The organism is Streptomyces sp. NBC_01520 (genome assembly GCF_045040375.1).
In the GTDB taxonomy this organism is placed as follows: Bacteria; Actinomycetota; Actinomycetes; order Streptomycetales; family Streptomycetaceae; genus Streptomyces.
This window is the reverse complement of record NZ_CP109404.1, coordinates 2637733-2654202: the sequence shown is the minus strand read 5'-3', so window position 1 is coordinate 2654202 and position 16470 is coordinate 2637733. Positions and strand designations below refer to the sequence as shown.

At 71.7% G+C, this 16470-nt stretch carries 10 protein-coding genes; 9 read left to right on the top strand and 1 reads right to left on the bottom strand.

Annotated elements, in window-relative coordinates; all coding sequences use genetic code 11:
- The first annotated feature begins 21 nt into the window (after positions 1-21).
- The 9 genes from OG524_RS12005 (at position 22) to OG524_RS11965 (ending at position 15573) form a co-directional block, all read left to right on the top strand.
- Positions 22-1947, top strand: coding sequence for a TIGR03960 family B12-binding radical SAM protein (locus OG524_RS12005; protein WP_405810160.1), 1926 nt, complete (start codon positions 22-24; stop codon positions 1945-1947).
- Between the two features lie 84 nt (positions 1948-2031).
- Positions 2032-3186, top strand: a complete 1155-nt coding sequence (locus tag OG524_RS12000) for a hypothetical protein (protein ID WP_405390855.1) — start codon at positions 2032-2034, stop codon at positions 3184-3186.
- A gap of 122 nt (positions 3187-3308) precedes the next feature.
- Positions 3309-4091, top strand: a complete 783-nt coding sequence (locus OG524_RS11995; RefSeq protein ID WP_405390856.1) for a TIGR03936 family radical SAM-associated protein — start codon at positions 3309-3311, stop codon at positions 4089-4091.
- A 230-nt stretch (positions 4092-4321) separates the two neighbouring features.
- Complete coding sequence (locus OG524_RS11990; protein ID WP_405810158.1) at positions 4322-8623, top strand: Rne/Rng family ribonuclease; 4302 nt, start codon at positions 4322-4324, stop codon at positions 8621-8623.
- A 331-nt stretch (positions 8624-8954) separates the two neighbouring features.
- Complete coding sequence (locus tag OG524_RS11985; RefSeq protein WP_405390858.1) at positions 8955-10073, top strand: DegT/DnrJ/EryC1/StrS family aminotransferase; 1119 nt, start codon at positions 8955-8957, stop codon at positions 10071-10073.
- Entirely contained in the window at positions 10070-11092 is a 1023-nt protein-coding gene (locus OG524_RS11980) for a Gfo/Idh/MocA family protein (protein WP_405810155.1), read from the top strand. Before OG524_RS11985 ends, OG524_RS11980 begins: the two co-directional genes overlap by 4 nt.
- A complete protein-coding gene (locus tag OG524_RS11975) occupies positions 11082-12665 on the top strand; it encodes a glycosyltransferase family 4 protein (protein WP_405810153.1) in 1584 nt (527 codons plus the stop codon). The genes OG524_RS11980 and OG524_RS11975 overlap by 11 nt, the downstream gene beginning before the upstream one ends.
- The gene (locus OG524_RS11970; RefSeq protein ID WP_405810151.1) at positions 12662-14293 is read left to right on the top strand and encodes a glycosyltransferase family 2 protein; all 1632 of its coding nucleotides are present in this window, start codon (positions 12662-12664) and stop codon (positions 14291-14293) included. Before OG524_RS11975 ends, OG524_RS11970 begins: the two co-directional genes overlap by 4 nt.
- The gene (locus tag OG524_RS11965) at positions 14290-15573 is read left to right on the top strand and encodes a nucleotide sugar dehydrogenase (protein ID WP_361885189.1); all 1284 of its coding nucleotides are present in this window, start codon (positions 14290-14292) and stop codon (positions 15571-15573) included. Before OG524_RS11970 ends, OG524_RS11965 begins: the two co-directional genes overlap by 4 nt.
- A gap of 113 nt (positions 15574-15686) precedes the next feature.
- Here the strand turns inward: OG524_RS11965 and OG524_RS11960 are convergent, their stop codons facing one another.
- Complete coding sequence (locus tag OG524_RS11960; protein ID WP_405810149.1) at positions 15687-16298, bottom strand: acyltransferase; 612 nt, start codon at positions 16296-16298, stop codon at positions 15687-15689.
- Between the last annotated feature and the right edge of the window lie 172 nt (positions 16299-16470).

Below are 16470 nucleotides of genomic sequence, written 5' to 3'. Positions count from 1 at the left end.
CCAGCTCAGATAGGTCCCCAGATGTCTGCCGAGTCGGTCTTCCCACAGCTCGAAGCTCTGCTCCCGCATGTGCAGAAGCCCATCCAGTACGTCGGCGGTGAGCTCAACTCCACCGTCAAGCCGTGGGACGAATGCGACGTCCGCTGGGCACTCATGTACCCCGACGCCTACGAGGTCGGACTCCCCAACCAGGGCGTCATGATCCTGTACGAGGTACTCAACGAGCGCGAAGGCGTCCTCGCCGAGCGCACGTACAGCGTCTGGCCGGACCTCGAAGAGCTGATGCGCGAGCACGAGGTGCCGCAGTTCACCGTGGACAGCCACCGCCCCGTCGGCGCGTTCGACGTGTTCGGGCTGAGCTTCTCCACCGAACTGGGCTACACCAACATGCTCACCGCCCTGGACCTCGCGGGCATCCCGCTGGAGTCCAAGGACCGCACCGTCGATCACCCGATCGTGCTCGCGGGAGGCCACGCCGCCTTCAACCCCGAGCCGATCGCGGACTTCATCGACTGCGCGGTCATCGGCGACGGCGAACAGGCCGTCCTGGAGATCACCGAGATCGTCCGCGCCTGGAAGGCCGAGGGCCGGCCCGGTGGCCGGGAGGAGGTGCTCTTCCGCCTGGCGAAGACCGGTGGCGTCTACGTCCCCGGCTTCTACGACGTCGAGTACCTGCCCGACGGCCGCATCGGCCGCGTCGTGCCCAAGAAGTCCGGCGTGCCGTGGCGGGTGTCCAAGCACACCGTCATGGACCTCGACGAATGGCCGTACCCGAAGCAGCCCCTCGTGCCCCTCGCCGAGACCGTCCACGAGCGGATGTCCGTCGAGATCTTCCGCGGCTGCACCCGCGGCTGCCGTTTCTGCCAGGCCGGCATGATCACGCGCCCCGTGCGGGAGCGAAGCATCACCGGCATCGGCGAGATGGTCGAGAAGGGCCTCAAGGCCACCGGCTTCGAGGAGGTCGGCCTCCTCTCGCTCTCCTCCGCGGACCACACCGAGATCGGTGAGATCGCCAAGGGCCTCGCCGACCGGTACACCGAGGACAAGATCGGCCTCTCGCTGCCCTCCACCCGCGTCGACGCGTTCAACGTCGACCTGGCCAACGAGCTGACCCGCAACGGCCGCAGGTCCGGCCTCACCTTCGCCCCCGAGGGCGGCTCCGAGCGCATGCGCAAGGTCATCAACAAGATGGTCTCGGAGGAGGACCTGATCCGTACGGTCTCCACCGCGTACGGCAACGGCTGGCGCCAGGTGAAGCTGTACTTCATGTGCGGCCTGCCCACCGAGACCGACGAGGACGTCCTCCAGATCGGCGACATGGCGGTCAACGTCATCGCCAAGGGCCGCGAGGTGTCCGGCCAGAACGACATCCGCTGCACCGTCTCCATCGGCGGCTTCGTGCCCAAGCCGCACACACCGTTCCAGTGGGCCCCGCAGCTCGGCGTCGAGGAGACCGACGCCCGGCTCGCCAAGCTCCGCGACAAGATCCGCGGCGACAAGAAGTACGGCCGGTCCATCGGCTTCCGCTACCACGACGGCAAGCCCGGCATCGTCGAGGGCCTGCTCTCGCGCGGTGACCGCCGGGTCGGCTCCGTCATCCGCGCGGTGTACGAGGCGGGCGGCCGCTTCGACGGCTGGCGCGAGCACTTCAGCTACGACCTCTGGATGAAGAGCGCCGAGAAGACGCTGCCGGGGTTCGGCGTGGACGTCGACTGGTACACCACCCGCGAGCGGACGTACGAGGAGGTCCTCCCCTGGGACCACCTGGACTCCGGCCTCGACAAGGACTGGCTCTGGGACGACTGGCAGGACTCGCTCGACGAGACCGAGGTCGAGGACTGCCGCTGGACCCCCTGCTTCGACTGCGGCGTGTGCCCGCAGCTCGACCTGGACATCCAGATCGGCCCGACCGGCAAGAAGCTCCTGCCGCTCACCGTGGTCAAGTAGCGACGAGGAACCGTCCGGGTGACAGCCCGGTGACGAAGGCCCGGCCGGGGAAACCCCCGGCCGGGCCTTCGCGTCCTGTACGGCATGGACCACGACACACGCCGGACGTCCGGGCCGTACGAAGGCGGGGAGGGCTGCCTGACCACCCTCATCAGGATCCCGGTGCGGATCGTCGTGCTCGTCCTGGTCCTGCCCGTACGGATGCTCTGGGACCTCACCGTCGCGGGGCTGCGGGTCCTGGACCGTGTCCTGCTGCGTCCGCTGGGACGCGCCCTGGAGTGGCTGTACGGCACCGTGTTCACGCCGGCCGGGCGGGCCCTCGCCCTGCTCGCCCACGCCGTCCTCGTGTGGCCCTGGATCGGACTGTGGCGTCACGTCCTCGTCCCGGTCGTGCGCCACGGCCTCGTCGACCCCCTCGTGTGGCTGTACGGCGCCGTCCTCACGCCGGCCGGACACGGCCTGCGGTGGGTGTACCGCAGAGTCCTCGTCCCGATCGGCCGGGCCGGTGTCGCCGCGGTCGCCGGGCTGTTCACCGTCCTGCTGGTGTGGCCGGCCGTCGGACTGTGGCGCTACGTCCTCAAGCCGCTCGGGACCGCCCTCGACCTGCTCGTCACCTACCTGCTCGTGGTCCCCGTCGCCTGGACGTACCGGCGCGTGCTCACCCCGGTCGGCCACGGCTTCCTGTGGGTGCTCCTCGGGCTGGGGCGCGGCTTCGCCGCAGCCGGGCGGGGGCTGGGGGCAGCCCTCCTGTGGCTGGCCATGACGCTGCTCGTCCTGCCCGCCGCCCGGGTGTACCGGCGGATCCTCGTCCCCGTCGGCCGGGAGATCGCGACGGCCGTCCTCGTCGCCTGGCGGATCGCCGGCTTCGTCTCCCGGGCCGTCGGCCGCGCCCTGGCATGGCTGGCGTGGCACATGGTCGGCGCGCCGGTCACCTGGGCCTACCGCGCCGTGTGCACGCCCGTCGGGCACTTCGTACGCGACACGGTCTGGGCGCCCACCAGGCGGGCCGCCCTGGAGGCGGGGCGCGCCGCCCGCGGCGCGGTGGGCGCGGCCCGTGCCGCCGTGCGCGCGGCGCGCCGGGACGCATGGCGCGCCTTGGTGGGACCGCCGCAGGTCACGGAGGCGCGGGAACTCGAAGGGTCCGCTGCGCGTACCCTGGGTAGGACAACGACTGTCCCCAGCGCGGCGCCCGCACCAGAGATCTCCCTGCTCGCCCACAAAACCGGCGAGCGGGGGTGAGCCGGAGCGGCACCCCGGGGCACCCTGTACTTCGTGGGCGGTGCGCCACCGCGTCCGCCCCGCACCGAGGAGAAGAACCACTGGGCAAGCGACAGCCCGAAGGCCCGCCGCCCGCACCGGCGGTGCAGCGCATCCGACTGCGCTACACCAAGCGGGGCCGCCTCCGGTTCACCAGTCACCGTGACTTCCAGCGTGCCTTCGAGCGGGCGCTGCGCCGCTCCGAAGTGCCCATGGCCTACTCGGCCGGCTTCACCCCGCACCCGAAGGTGTCGTACGCCAACGCCGCCCCCACGGGGACGGGCAGCGAGGCCGAGTTCCTGGAGATCGCCCTCACCGAGGCGCGGGATCCGGGAACACTGTGCGAGCTGCTCAACGCCTCGATGCCGGACGGCCTCGACATCATCGACGCGGTGGAGGCCCGTACCTCGGGTCTCGCCGACCGGCTGACCGCCTCCGTCTGGGAGATGCGGCTGGACGGGGTCACCGTCGAGGACGCCGAGAAGGCCGTCGCCGCATTCCTGGGCGCCGAGACCGTCGAGGTCCAGCGCCGCGCGAAGAACGGCATGCGGAGCTTCGACAGCCGTGCCGCCGTCGTCGATCTCCAGGCCCTTGATCCACAGCCTGATAGGTCCGGGGACAGGCCCTGTGCGATACTGCGGCTGGTTGTTCGGCACGTGACACCTGCCGTGCGACCCGACGACGTCCTGTCCGGTCTCCGAGCTGTGGCCGACCTGGCGCCGCCGGTCCCCGCAGCGGTGACCAGGCTGGCGCAGGGGCTCTTCGACGAGGAGTCCGGCACGGTGACCGACCCGCTCGCGCCTGACCGCGACGCGGCCCCGGCCGTAATTCCCACGGCCGACAGGCCCGCCGTCGCGACAGCGCCGGAAGGTGCAGGCTCCGCGTAAGGCGGTCGTCGTAGCGCAGCCCTTGGACTCGGGAGCCACCTGGGTCGGGCCGCGCACCGCCCCATAAGACTTTCGCCAGGCCGTACGTCAACGCGTACGGAACCGGCGAGCCAGACATCAGTTCCCGTGTGGCGCCCGCGCCCCGGACGGCGGTATCGCCCACATCGAGCGAACCGTGCCGGACCGGAATCAGACGCGGCGCCCGGGAGCACGACGGGAGAACCGCCCGCATGCCCGAGCAGATCGAACCCGGCACCGCCGGAAACACCGAAGACAACACCCCTGGGGACAAGCTGCCGCCGCGCCGCAGGCGCCGCGCCGCTTCCCGCCCCGCAGGCCCGCCGACCGGCGCGCCGGGCGAGGCCACCGAGGCCACGCCGGCCGTACAGGCCGAGAGCGCCGAAGCCCCTGCCGAGGCCGTCGAGGCCGCTCCGCCGGTCCGTGCGCGTCGTCGTGCGGTCCGTAAGGCGACGGCTCCGGCCGGTGCGCCGCAGGCCGCCGAGGTCGTGGCCGAGCCGGTCGCCGCGGCGGCGACCGCCGAGATCCCCGTGGCCACGGATGAGGCCGCTACGGAACAAGCCGCTACGGAAGAGGCCGTCGAGGCCGCTCCGCCGGTCCGTGCGCGTCGTCGTGCGGTCCGTAAGGCGACGGCTCCGGCCGGTGCGCCGCAGCCCGCCGAGGTCGTGGCCGAGCCCGTCGCCGAGACGGCGACCGCCGAGCCCCCCGTGGCCACGGAAGAGGTCGTCGAGACCCCCGTCGCCGAGGCCCCCCGTGGCCGTCGTCGCGCCACCCGCAAGGCGACCGCCCCGGCGGGCGCCCCGCAGCCGGTGGAGGCCCCCGAGCCCGCCGCTGCCGCCGAGCCCGCCGAAGCCCCTGAGGTCGCCGAGACCTCTGTGGCCGCCGAAGCCCCTGGGGTCGAGGAAGCCGCCGCCCCGCGTGGCCGTGCCCGCCGCCGCGCCTCGGCTCCCGCCGGTGCGCCGCAGGCCGCACAGGCCGTCGAAGCCCCGGCCGTGGCCGAACCCACGCCCCGTCCCGAGCCCGTCGAGCAGGCCGCGGAGGTTCCCGTCGCCGAGGCCGCCCCCCGTGGCCGTCGTCGCGCCACCCGCAAGGCGACCGCCCCGGCCGGTGCCCCGCAGCCCGTCGAGGAGATCGCCGAGCAGGAGGCCGCCGAGACCGGCGAGAGCCTCCCCGTCGTCGTCGCCGAGGAACTGGCCGCGGAGACCGAAGAGATCGAGGAGGCCGCGCCGCGCGGCCGCCAGCGCCGCCGTGCCACCGCCGCCGCGGGCCGCCCGGAGTTCACCGGCAAGGTCGAGGAGCCGGTCCGCAAGGGCCGCCGCGCCGCGCGCCCCGCCGTGGCCGTCTTCCAGGCGCCGGTCTTCGCCGAGCCGATGTTCCAGACCCCGGAGACCGCGGCCGCGGCCGCTGCCGCCGCCGGATCGCAGTACGAGGAGAGCGACGAGTTCGAGGAGCCGAAGGCTCCCGAGCGCGCCCCGCACAAGGCCGTGAGCCGGCAGGCCGCCGAGCCCGAGCCCGCCGAGGCCGATGCCGAGGCCGCACCCGCGGAGGCCGCCGAGGCACCGCAGGGCGGTTCGCGCCGCCGTCGCCGCCGTCGTGGCGAGGCCGTCGAGACCGAGCCGGCCGCGACGCCCGTCACACTCCCCGCCGTCGAGCACCTTGTCGAGGACGAGCACGAGGCGGAGGCCGAGTCCGAGGCGGACGCCGAGCACGAGGGCGACGACACGGACGAGTACGGGGACCGTCCCTCCCGCCGTCGCCGTCGCGGTGGCCGCCGCCGCCGTCGCGGTGAGACCAACGACGCGGACGACGCCGAGCAGCACTACGACGCCGCGGACCGTTCCGAGGGCGAGCAGGCCCAGGACGACGAGGACGAGGACGACCACGAGTCCGCCGCCTCCGGGTCCAGCAGCAGCCGTCGCCGTCGTCGTCGCCGCCGTCGCAGCGGGGACGCCTCGGGCGAGGAAGCAGCCACGGGCACCGACGACCCGGAGCGTACGGTCGTCAAGGTCCGCGAGCCGCGCCGCAAGGAGGCCGAGCGCGAGCCCGGCACCGGCTTCGACGAGGTCCAGTCCATCAAGGGCTCGACCCGTATGGAGGCCAAGAAGCAGCGCCGCCGCGAAGGCCGTGAGCAGGGCCGCCGCCGCGTCCCGATCATCACCGAGGCCGAGTTCCTGGCGCGCCGCGAGGCCGTCGAGCGCGTCATGGTCGTCCGCCAGAGCGGCGAGCGCACCCAGATCGGCGTCCTCGAGGACAACGTGCTCGTCGAGCACTACGTCAACAAGGAGCAGGCCACCAGCTACGTCGGCAACGTCTACCTGGGCAAGGTGCAGAACGTACTGCCGTCCATGGAGGCCGCCTTCGTCGACATCGGCAAGGGCCGCAACGCCGTCCTGTACGCCGGTGAGGTGAACTTCGAGGCACTCGGCATGGCTCATGGGCCGCGCCGTATCGAGACCGCGCTGAAGTCCGGCCAGTCGGTCCTCGTCCAGGTGACGAAGGACCCGATCGGCCACAAGGGCGCCCGCCTGACCAGCCAGGTCTCGCTGCCCGGCCGCTACCTGGTCTACGTGCCCGAGGGCTCGATGACCGGCATCAGCCGCAAGCTCCCCGACACCGAGCGCGCCCGGCTGAAGACCATCCTCAAGAAGATCGTCCCCGAGGACGCGGGCGTCATCGTGCGCACCGCCGCCGAGGGCGCGAGCGAGGACGAGCTGCGCCGCGACGTCGAGCGGCTGCAGGGCCAGTGGGAAGAAATCCAGAAGAAGTCCAGGAACAGCGGCAGCTCCAACGCGCCGACGCTGCTCTACGGCGAGCCGGACATGACCGTCAGGGTCGTACGCGACATCTTCAACGAGGACTTCTCGAAGGTCATCGTCAGCGGTGACGACGCCTGGGAGACGATCTACGGCTACGTCTCGCACGTGGCACCGGACCTTAACGACCGGCTCTCGCGCTGGACCTCCGAGGTCGACGTCTTCGCGACGTACCGCATCGACGAGCAGCTGATGAAGGCACTGGACCGGAAGGTCTACCTGCCCAGCGGCGGCTCGCTGGTGATCGACAAGACCGAGGCGATGGTCGTCGTCGACGTCAACACCGGCAAGTTCACCGGTCAGGGCGGCAACCTCGAGGAGACCGTCACCAAGAACAACCTTGAGGCGGCCGAGGAGATCGTGCGCCAGCTCCGGCTGCGCGACCTCGGTGGCATCGTCGTCGTCGACTTCATCGACATGGTGCTGGAGTCCAACCGGGACCTGGTGCTGCGGCGACTGCTGGAGTGCCTGGGGCGGGACCGTACGAAGCACCAGGTCGCCGAGGTCACCTCGCTGGGCCTGGTCCAGATGACCCGCAAGCGGGTGGGCCAGGGCCTGCTGGAGTCCTTCTCCGAGACCTGTGTCCACTGCAACGGGCGCGGCGTGATCGTCCACATGGAGCAGCCGACGACCACCGGTGGCGGCGGCGGCAAGCGCTCCAAGAAGCGCGGACGCGGCGGCTCCGGCCAGGACCACGAGCACGAGCACGAGCAGCACGTCCAGGACCACGAGCACGCCGAGCACCCGGCCGAGAGCGAGGCCGAGTTGGCTGCCGAGGCCGCCGCCCCGGTCGCGCTGCCCGAGCCGGAGTTCGCCGTGGACGAGGAGCTGTACAGCAGCCCGTCCGAGGCCGAGGCGGCGGCGACCCGTGGCCGTGGCCGCCGGCGCGCGACCCGCAAGGCGACGGCTCCGGCCGGCGCACCGCAGGCCGCCGCAGCCGCTCCCGTCACCACCCCTGCACCCGCTCCGGTTCAGGCCGCCGAACCCGCCCCGGTCGCCGAGGCGGAGCCGGTCGCGGCCGAGGAGCCGCGGTCCGAGGCGGCCGTCGAGACCCCGGTGGCCACTCCGGCCCCCGAGGCCGAGGCCGCACCCCCGGCACGTACGCGCCGCCGGGCCACCCGGAAGGCGACCGCCCCGGCGGGCTCGCCCAAGGCGGCCGACGAAGCGGCCCCGGTGCAGCCGGCCCAGCCCGCGGCGGAACCCGTCGCGGTCGAGGACCCGGTCGTTGAGGCTCCGGCGGCCGAGGCCCCGGTGGCTCCGGAAGCTCCGGCGGAGGAGCCGGCTCCGGCCGCCGCGCCGCGGGCCCGGCGCCGGGCGACCCGCAAGGTCACCGCTCCGGCGGGTTCGCCGGCCGGAGCGGACGAGGCAGCGGTCGTCGTGGTCACGGGCACCCCCGCGACCGAGCCGGCCACCTCCGCCGACACGCCCGACGCCCCGGCGGCGGACGACGCGGCTCCCGAGGCGGAGGCACCGGTCAGGAAGACGGCCGCCCGCAAGACCGCGAAGAAGGCCACGGCCAAGAAGGCGGCCACCAAGAAGACCGCCGCGAAGACGGTCGCGAAGACGGTCGCGAAGAAGACCACCGCGAAGAAGACGACCACGAAGAAGGCAGCGGCGAAGAAGACCGTCGCGGCCGAGCAGTCGTCACCTTCCGTGACGGCTTCGGCTTCGTCCGACACGCCGGGACCGTCGGCCGGCTGACCCGAGTCTTCATCGGTTGTTCATCGATCCGTGTCCCGCTTCGAACCCTTCGGAGCGGGACACGTGCTTTGTTTCGGAACTGATGCACTCGCTGGTTAACAGCCCCGAAATCAGCTGAGAAATCCCTGATAATGTGACGGCGGTCGCTGGCTGTGAGGTTCCTGGACGGAAACTACGGTCGGTGACCGACCCGGTTCAGGACAGACCGGGCCCAGATTCCTCGGTAGGGCGTCGGCATTTCGCCGGTGGGGTTATGCGCGGCCTCGTGAGACGTCCCGCACCCCGGACCTCTGCCTGTTAAGAGCTCTTGCGGTGTTCAAGGAGGACGTCCATGACGAGCATCAACGAGCAGCCGATTCCTGCTGCCCGCCCGGTCATCGGTGAAGAAGAGATCGAAGCCGCGGTACGCGTGCTGCGCAGCGGTCGTGTGGTGCAGGGCCCTGAGGTCGCGGCCTTCGAGGAGGGCTTCTCCGAGCTGGTCGACGGCCGCCACTGCGTCGCCGTCAACTCCGGTACCTCCGCGCTGCACCTGCTGCTTCTCGCCCTCGGTATCGGCCCGGGCGACGAGGTGATCGTCCCCTCCTTCTCCTTCGCGGCCTCCGCAAACGCGGTCCGCCTCGTCGGTGCCGACGTGGTGTTCGCCGACATCGAGCCCGGCAGCTACGGCCTGGACCCGGCCGCCGTCGAGGCGGCCGTCACGCCGCGCACCGCCGCGATCATGCCGGTGCACCTCTACGGTCACCCGGCGGCCATGGACAAGCTCATGCCCATCGCCGAGAAGCACAAACTCGCTGTCGTCGAGGACGCCTGCCAGGCGCACGCCGCAGCCCTGAACGGCACCCCGGTCGGCGCGTTCGGCGCGGGCGGAACGTTCAGCTTCTACCCCACCAAGAACATGCACTCCCTCGAGGGCGGCATGGTCACCACGGCCGACGCCGAGCTCGCCCGCACCCTGCGCCTCCTGCGCAACCAGGGCATGGAGCAGCGGTACGCCAACGAGATCGTCGGCGCCAACATGCGCATGACGGACGTGTCCGCCGCCGTCGGCCGCGTACAGCTGGCCAAGCTCGGCGGCTGGACCGAGCAGCGCCGCGCCAACGCCGCGTTCCTCGACGCGCACATCACCGCGCCGAGCGTGACGACGCCGCCGGTCGCCGAGGGCGCCCGCCACGTCTACCACCAGTACACGATCCGGGTGCGGGGCGACCGCGACGCCGCGATGGCGAAGCTCACCGAGGCGGGCGTCGGCAACGCCGTCTACTACCCGACCCCGATCCACCGGCTCAAGCCCTACTGGGAGCCGGACCAGAAGGCCGACCGCAACTGGGACCTGCCCGAGACCGAGCGGGCCGCCGCCGAGGTCGTCTCGCTGCCCGTCCACCCGTCGCTCAGCGAGGGTGAGCTGGCGCGCATCGCCGACGCCGTGAACGCACTGGGGGAGAACCTGTGACCGCCGCCGTACTGCGGGCCGGGCTCATCGGCCTCGGTTCCATGGGGCGTCACCACGCCCGTGTGCTGGCCGGACTCGAAGGCGTGACCCTGGTCGGCGTCGTCGACCCCATGGGCGACAAGAACGGCTGGGCGCAGGGCGCCCCCGTCCTGTCGACCGTCGAGGAGCTCATCGCCCTCGGCGTCGACTACGCGGTCGTGGCCTGCCCGACCGCGCTGCACGAGACGGTCGGCCTGCAGCTGGCCGACGCCGGTGTCTGCGCCCTGATCGAGAAGCCGCTGGCCGACACCGTCGAGGGCGCCCGCCGCCTCGTCGAGGCCTTCGAGTCGCGCGACCTGGTGGCCGGCGTCGGCCACATCGAGCGCTGCAACCCGGCCCTGCGCTCGCTGCGCAGCCGCCTGGAGGCCGGCGAGCTCGGTGACGTCTTCCAGGTCGTCACCCGCCGCCAGGGCCCGTTCCCGCACCGGATCGCTGACGTCGGCGTGGTCAAGGACCTCGCCACGCACGACATCGACCTGACGGGCTGGGTGACCGGCCAGACGTACACCTCGATCGCGGCCCACACCGTGTCGAAGTCCGGCCGCCCGCACGAGGACATGGTCTCCGCGGTGGGCCAGCTCTCCGACGGCACCATGGTCAACCACCTGGTCAACTGGCTGAGCCCGCTCAAGGAGCGCTTCACCTCGGTCACCGGCGAGCGCGGCTGCTACATCGCCGACACGCTCACCGCCGACCTCACGTTCCACTCGAACGCGGCGGTGGCCACCGAGTGGGAGGCGCTGCGCGCGTTCCGCGGTGTCTCCGAGGGCGACATGATCCGCTACGCGATCCCGAAGCGCGAGCCGCTGCTTGTCGAGCACGAGCTCTTCCGGGACGCTGTGCGGGGCGAGTCGGCAGATATCTGCACATTGCGCCAGGGGCTGCGTACCGTTGAGGTGGCGGCTTCGGTTCTGGAATCGGCCCGGAGTGGCCGAACGATTGTTCTTGAGACAGGAGAGCCCGCTCATCATGGCGGTTGAGAGTTCGGTGGCGGGGGCGCAGCGCGGCTCCCGTGGCAAGATCGTCATGCTGGTCGACAACGGCGTGAACGGTGACTCGCGTGTCCAGAAGGAGGCGCGTTCCGCGGCCGCGGCCGGCTGGGACGTCGTCCTGCTGGGCAAGTCCCCGACGAAGAGGGAGCAGTCCTGGCAGCTCGGTGACGCCGAGGTGCGGCTGCTGCACGTCCCGACCCCCATGCACCGCAGGCGGCACGAGTACCGTCGCGCCGTGCTGAGGTCGCCGCTCGCCTACAAGCCGGGCCCGCTGGCCGCGTACCGCAAGCAGCGGATGAAGGCATGGCGGACCGAGCTGAACATCCAGCTCATCCAGGCGGGACGACAGGGATCCGCCGTCGGCAGGCTCAAGCTGATGCCCCCGCGGCTCGTGTCGCGGGTCATGAGCAAGTGGGTCGGCCTGCGGGTCAAGCAGACGAACTCCCTGGAGCAGCGCCGCAAGGACATGCAGTCCCCGCTGGACCGCTTCACCACCGCCTTCTGGCTGCGCACCATGGGCGACCGGGCCTGGCGCCGGCTCGACCCGGCACTCTGGGACATGGAGCTCGCGTACGGGAAGGTCATCGACTCCCTGCAGCCCGACCTGATCCACGCCAACGACTTCCGCATGCTCGGTGTGGGCGCGCGGGCGAAGCTGCGGGCCGAGGCCAGGGGCCGCTCCGTCAAGCTCGTCTGGGACGCCCACGAGTTCCTGCCGGGCATCAAGCCGTGGAACTCGCACCCGCGGTGGCACGTCGCGCAGTGCGCCTACGAGCGTGAGTTCTCGCAGTACGCCGACGCCGTGACGACGGTCTCCGAAACCCTCGCCGAGATGCTCGCGGAACGGCACGGCCTGGAGGCCAAGCCGGAGGTCGTGCTGAACGCGCCCGACGCGGAGATCTCGCCCGAGCAGGCCGCCGAGCCCGTGCCGGACCTGCGCGAGCTGTGCGGGATCGGGCCGGACGTGCCGCTCGCCGTCTACAGCGGTGCCGCCGCCCCGCAGCGCGGGCTCGACATCATGGTCGAGTCGCTGCCGCAGCTGCCCGGGACGCACGTCGCGTTCGTCGTCCTGCGGCCCACGTCGGACTACATGAACCAGCTGACCGAGCGGGCCGTGGAGCTCGGTGTGTCGGACCGGCTGCACATCCTCCCGTACGTGCCGCACTACCAGGTCGTCCCGTTCCTGGCCACGGCGGACGCGGGTGTCATCCCGATCCACCACTGGCCGAACCACGAGATCGCCCTGATCACGAAGTTCTTCGAGTACTCGCACGCCCGCCTCCCGTTCGTCGTCAGCGACGTCAAGACGATGGGCGACATGGTCGCGCAGACCGGCCAGGGCGAGGTGTTCACCGCGGAGGACGTCGCGGACTACGTCCGCGCGGTCGCGGCCGTGCTCGCCGACCCGAAGAAGTACCGCGACGTCTACGACTCCGACGGGCTGCTCGACGAGTGGACCTGGGAGGCGCAGGCGGAGGTGCTCGACGGCGTCTACACCCGCGTACTCGGCGGCGGCACCCGCAGCAAGGCCGCCGTGCCAGTTGCTCAGGTGGTGGCATGACCGGAAGACCCGATGCCACCGTCGTCGTAGCCGTCTACAACACGATGCCCTACCTGACGGAGTGCCTGAACTCCCTCGTGCGCCAGAGCATCGGCCTCGACCGCCTGGAGGTCGTGGCGGTCGACGACGGATCGACGGACGGGAGCAGCGCCGAGCTCGACCGGTTCGCCGAGCGTTACCCCGGCACGGTCAAGGTCATCCACCAGGCCAACTCGGGCGGCCCCGCGGCGCCCAGCAACAGGGCCCTGGACGTGGCCACCGGCCGGTTCGTGTACTTCATAGGTTCCGACGACTACCTGGGCGAGGAAGCCCTGGAGCGGATGGTGGCCTACGCGGACGAGCACGGGTCCGACGTGGTCGTCGGCAAGATGGTCGGTACCAACGGCCGTTATGTGCACCAGAAGCTGTACAAGGAGAACGACCCGGACGTCAGCCTCTTCCGTTCGAGCATGCCGTTCACCCTCGCGAACACCAAGCTCTTCCGCCGCTCGCTGGTCGAGGAGCACCGGCTGCGGTTCCCCGAGGACCTGCCGGTCGGAAGCGACCAGCCGTTCACCATCGAGGCGTGTGTCAGGGCCCGGAAGATCTCGGTGCTCTCGGACTACACCTTCTACTACGCGGTGAAGCGCGGCGACGCGAGCAACATCACCTACCGGGCCAACCATCTGTCCCGGCTGCGCTGCACCGCCGCGATCATGAAGCACACCGCCTCCCTCGTGGATGCGGGCCCGGACCGGGACGCGCTGTTCAAGCGGCACTTCACCTGGGAACTGGCGAAGCTCGTCCAGGACGACTTCCCCGCCCTGGACGCCGACACCCGGCGCGAGGTCTGCGAAGGGATCGCGGCGCTCGCCGACGAGTACCTCACCGACGAGCTCAGGGACTCTCTGGACGTCAAACGCCGGGTGCGGATCTGTCTCGCACGGGCGGGTGCCGTGGACGAGCTGATCCGGGCCGTCACCGAGGAGGCCGAGCAGGGAGCCCCGCCCTTCCACCTCGAGGACGGCCGGGCCTTCGCGCTGTACCCCGGCTTCCGCGACGACGCCCTCGGCCTTCCCGACCGCTGTTACGAGCTGGTCGGCGAGGCCGTGCCCGGCCGCCTGGCCCAGGGGACGTCACTGGTCGCCGCGGAGTGGGACCAGGCCGGCGACGACCTGCACCTGATCCTCACGGCGCGGACCGGCGTCCTCGGCGACACCGGATCGCTGACCGTGCGCCTGGCCAAGGGCGCCATGCCCAAGAGCGCGGACAAGGCCGGCGCACGCCGGCTGCCGGCGGAGCAGGAACCCCCCGTCCTCGCGGGCGAGTTCACCCGTACCGTGTCCGAGGACGGCAGGGCGACCGTGGTGCGTGGCCGGATCCCGGTCCAGGCCACGAAGTCGAAGCTGGGCGTCCGCGTGTACGTGGACGTGGCGGGCTCGACGTACGAGATCCCGGTGAAGACCGGCGGCAGGCCGCTGCCCCTGGCCCGCCGCTGGCGGCAGGCCGTCCCGTACAGGGTGTCGGCGAACCAGAACCCCAAGGGCCGGCTCGTGATCACGACGGCTCCCCTGTGGGAGATCAAACCCGGTGCGGGCAAGCGGCTGCGCCACATGCTGTCCAGGCTGAAGAGGAAAGTAATCCGATGAACATCTGTGTAGTCGCGCTCGGCAAGATCGGCCTTCCGCTCGCCGTGCAGTTCGCAGCCAAGGGCCACAAGGTCATCGGCGCGGACGTCAACGAGAAGGTCGTCGAGCTGGTCAACGCGGCCACCGAGCCGTTCCCCGGCGAGCACGACCTGGACGTCAAGCTCAAGGAGACCGTGGGCGCGGGCCTCCTCTCCGCGACGACGGACACGACGGCCGCCGTTGCCGCGTCCGACGCCGTCGTGGTCGTCGTCCCGCTGTTCGTGGACGCCGAGGGAACCCCGGACTTCGGCTGGATGGACTCCGCGACGAAGGCGATCGCCGCGGGCCTCAAGCCGGGCACCCTCGTCAGCTACGAGACCACGCTGCCCGTCGGCACCACCCGTACGCGCTGGGCGCCGATGCTCGCCGAGGGCTCCGGCCTGACCCCGGGCGTGGACTTCCACCTCGTCTTCTCCCCGGAGCGGGTGCTGACCGGCCGTGTCTTCGCGGACCTGCGCCGCTACCCCAAGCTCGTGGGCGGCATCGACGAGGCGTCCTCGCAGCGCGGTGTGGAGTTCTACGAGGCCGTGCTCGACTTCGACGACCGCGAGGACCTGCCGCGTCCGAACGGCGTCTGGGACCTCGGCACGGCGGAGGCCTCCGAGCTCGCCAAGCTCGCCGAGACCACCTACCGCGACGTCAACATCGGTCTGGCCAACCAGTTCGCCCGGTTCGCCGACAAGAACGACATCGACGTCAAGAAGGTCATCGAGGCCTGCAACAGCCAGCCGTACAGCCACATCCACCAGCCCGGCATCGCCGTCGGCGGCCACTGCATCCCGATCTACCCGCGGATGTACCTGTGGAACGACCCGGAGGCCACCGTCGTGCGCTCGGCCCGTGAGGCGAACGCCGCGATGCCGGAGTACGCCGTCGACCTGCTGGCCGCCGCCTACGGCGACCTGGACGGTGTCGGTGTGCTGGTGCTGGGTGCCGCCTACCGCGGCGGCGTCAAGGAGACCGCCTTCTCCGGAGTGTTCGGTGTGGTCGAGGCGCTGAAGGCGCGCGGCGCGGTGCCGTTCGTCTCCGACCCGATGTACACGGCCGACGAGCTGACCGCGCACGGCCTCGTGCCGCACGAGGGCCAGGCCGTCACCGCCGCGATCCTGCAGGCCGACCACGCCGAGTACCGCGAGCTGGCAGCCGCCGACCTGCCGGACGTCCGCGTCCTGGTCGACGGCCGTCGTACGACGGACCCGGCCAACTGGGCGGGCGTCCGCCGCGTCGTCATCGGCGGCTGACCGCTTCCGCGGCGCAGCCAGGAAGGCCCCGCCCGCGATGCGGGCGGGGCCTTCCTGGCTGCGCCAGGGGGCGCTGGGGGCTGTGGCAGGTACTCCCGGGGCCCGCGGGGCGGTCAGAGTGTCCCGGCGGCGCGTTCCATGAGGATGCCGTCGGTCTCGTCGTGCAGAGTGCCCGTCTGCGGGCACTCCCAGACCCCCGGCTCGCCCGCACGCTCGACGAGCTTCACCCCGGACCGGCCCACCCAGCCGATCCGGCGGGCCGGCACGCCCACGACCAGGCCGAAGTCCGGCACGTCCTTCGTCACGACGGCACCCGCCGCGACCATGGCCCAGGCCCCGATCCGTACCGGCGCGACGCAGACGGACCGTGCGCCGAGAGAGGCACCCTCGGCGACCTTCACACCCACGGCCTCCCAGTCGCCGCCGCGCTTCTGCTTGCCCTCGGGGTCGACGGAGCGCGGGTTGTGGTCGTTGGTGAGGACCACCGCGGGGCCGACGAAGACACCGTCGCCGAGCTCGGCCGGTTCGTACACCAGGGCGTAGTTCTGCAGCTTGACGTTGTTGCCGATCTGCACGCCGGTGCCGACGTAGGCGCCGCGGCCCACCACGCAGCCCTCGCCGAGCCGTGCCCCCTCACGGATCTGAGCGAGCTCCCAGACGCTGCTGCCGTCGCCGATCACGGCGCTCTCGTCGACCTGAGCGGTGGGCTGGACCCTGTAGTTCACGTGTTGCGCCTTCCGGAGAGCGGACTTGCCCGGCGAGCATACGATCCCGCGCCGCGTCCGTCCCCCGCGGTGTGCCGCGAGGGAGCGGAGCCCGCTCCCGGGGGTGCCGGCGGCCGGCCGGACACCGGTCATGACAGGGGAGGCGGGGCCCGGTTTGACCCCCCGGACACGG

Coding starts and splice junctions, on each gene's coding strand:
- OG524_RS11990 (WP_405810158.1), top strand. CDS start 4,322: ATGCCCGAGCAGATCGAACCCGGCACCGCCGGAAACACCGAAGACAAC.
- OG524_RS11985 (WP_405390858.1), top strand. CDS start 8,955: ATGACGAGCATCAACGAGCAGCCGATTCCTGCTGCCCGCCCGGTCATC.
- OG524_RS11975 (WP_405810153.1), top strand. CDS start 11,082: ATGGCGGTTGAGAGTTCGGTGGCGGGGGCGCAGCGCGGCTCCCGTGGC.
- OG524_RS11965 (WP_361885189.1), top strand. CDS start 14,290: ATGAACATCTGTGTAGTCGCGCTCGGCAAGATCGGCCTTCCGCTCGCC.
- OG524_RS11970 (WP_405810151.1), top strand. CDS start 12,662: ATGACCGGAAGACCCGATGCCACCGTCGTCGTAGCCGTCTACAACACG.
- OG524_RS12005 (WP_405810160.1), top strand. CDS start 22: ATGTCTGCCGAGTCGGTCTTCCCACAGCTCGAAGCTCTGCTCCCGCAT.
- OG524_RS12000 (WP_405390855.1), top strand. CDS start 2,032: ATGGACCACGACACACGCCGGACGTCCGGGCCGTACGAAGGCGGGGAG.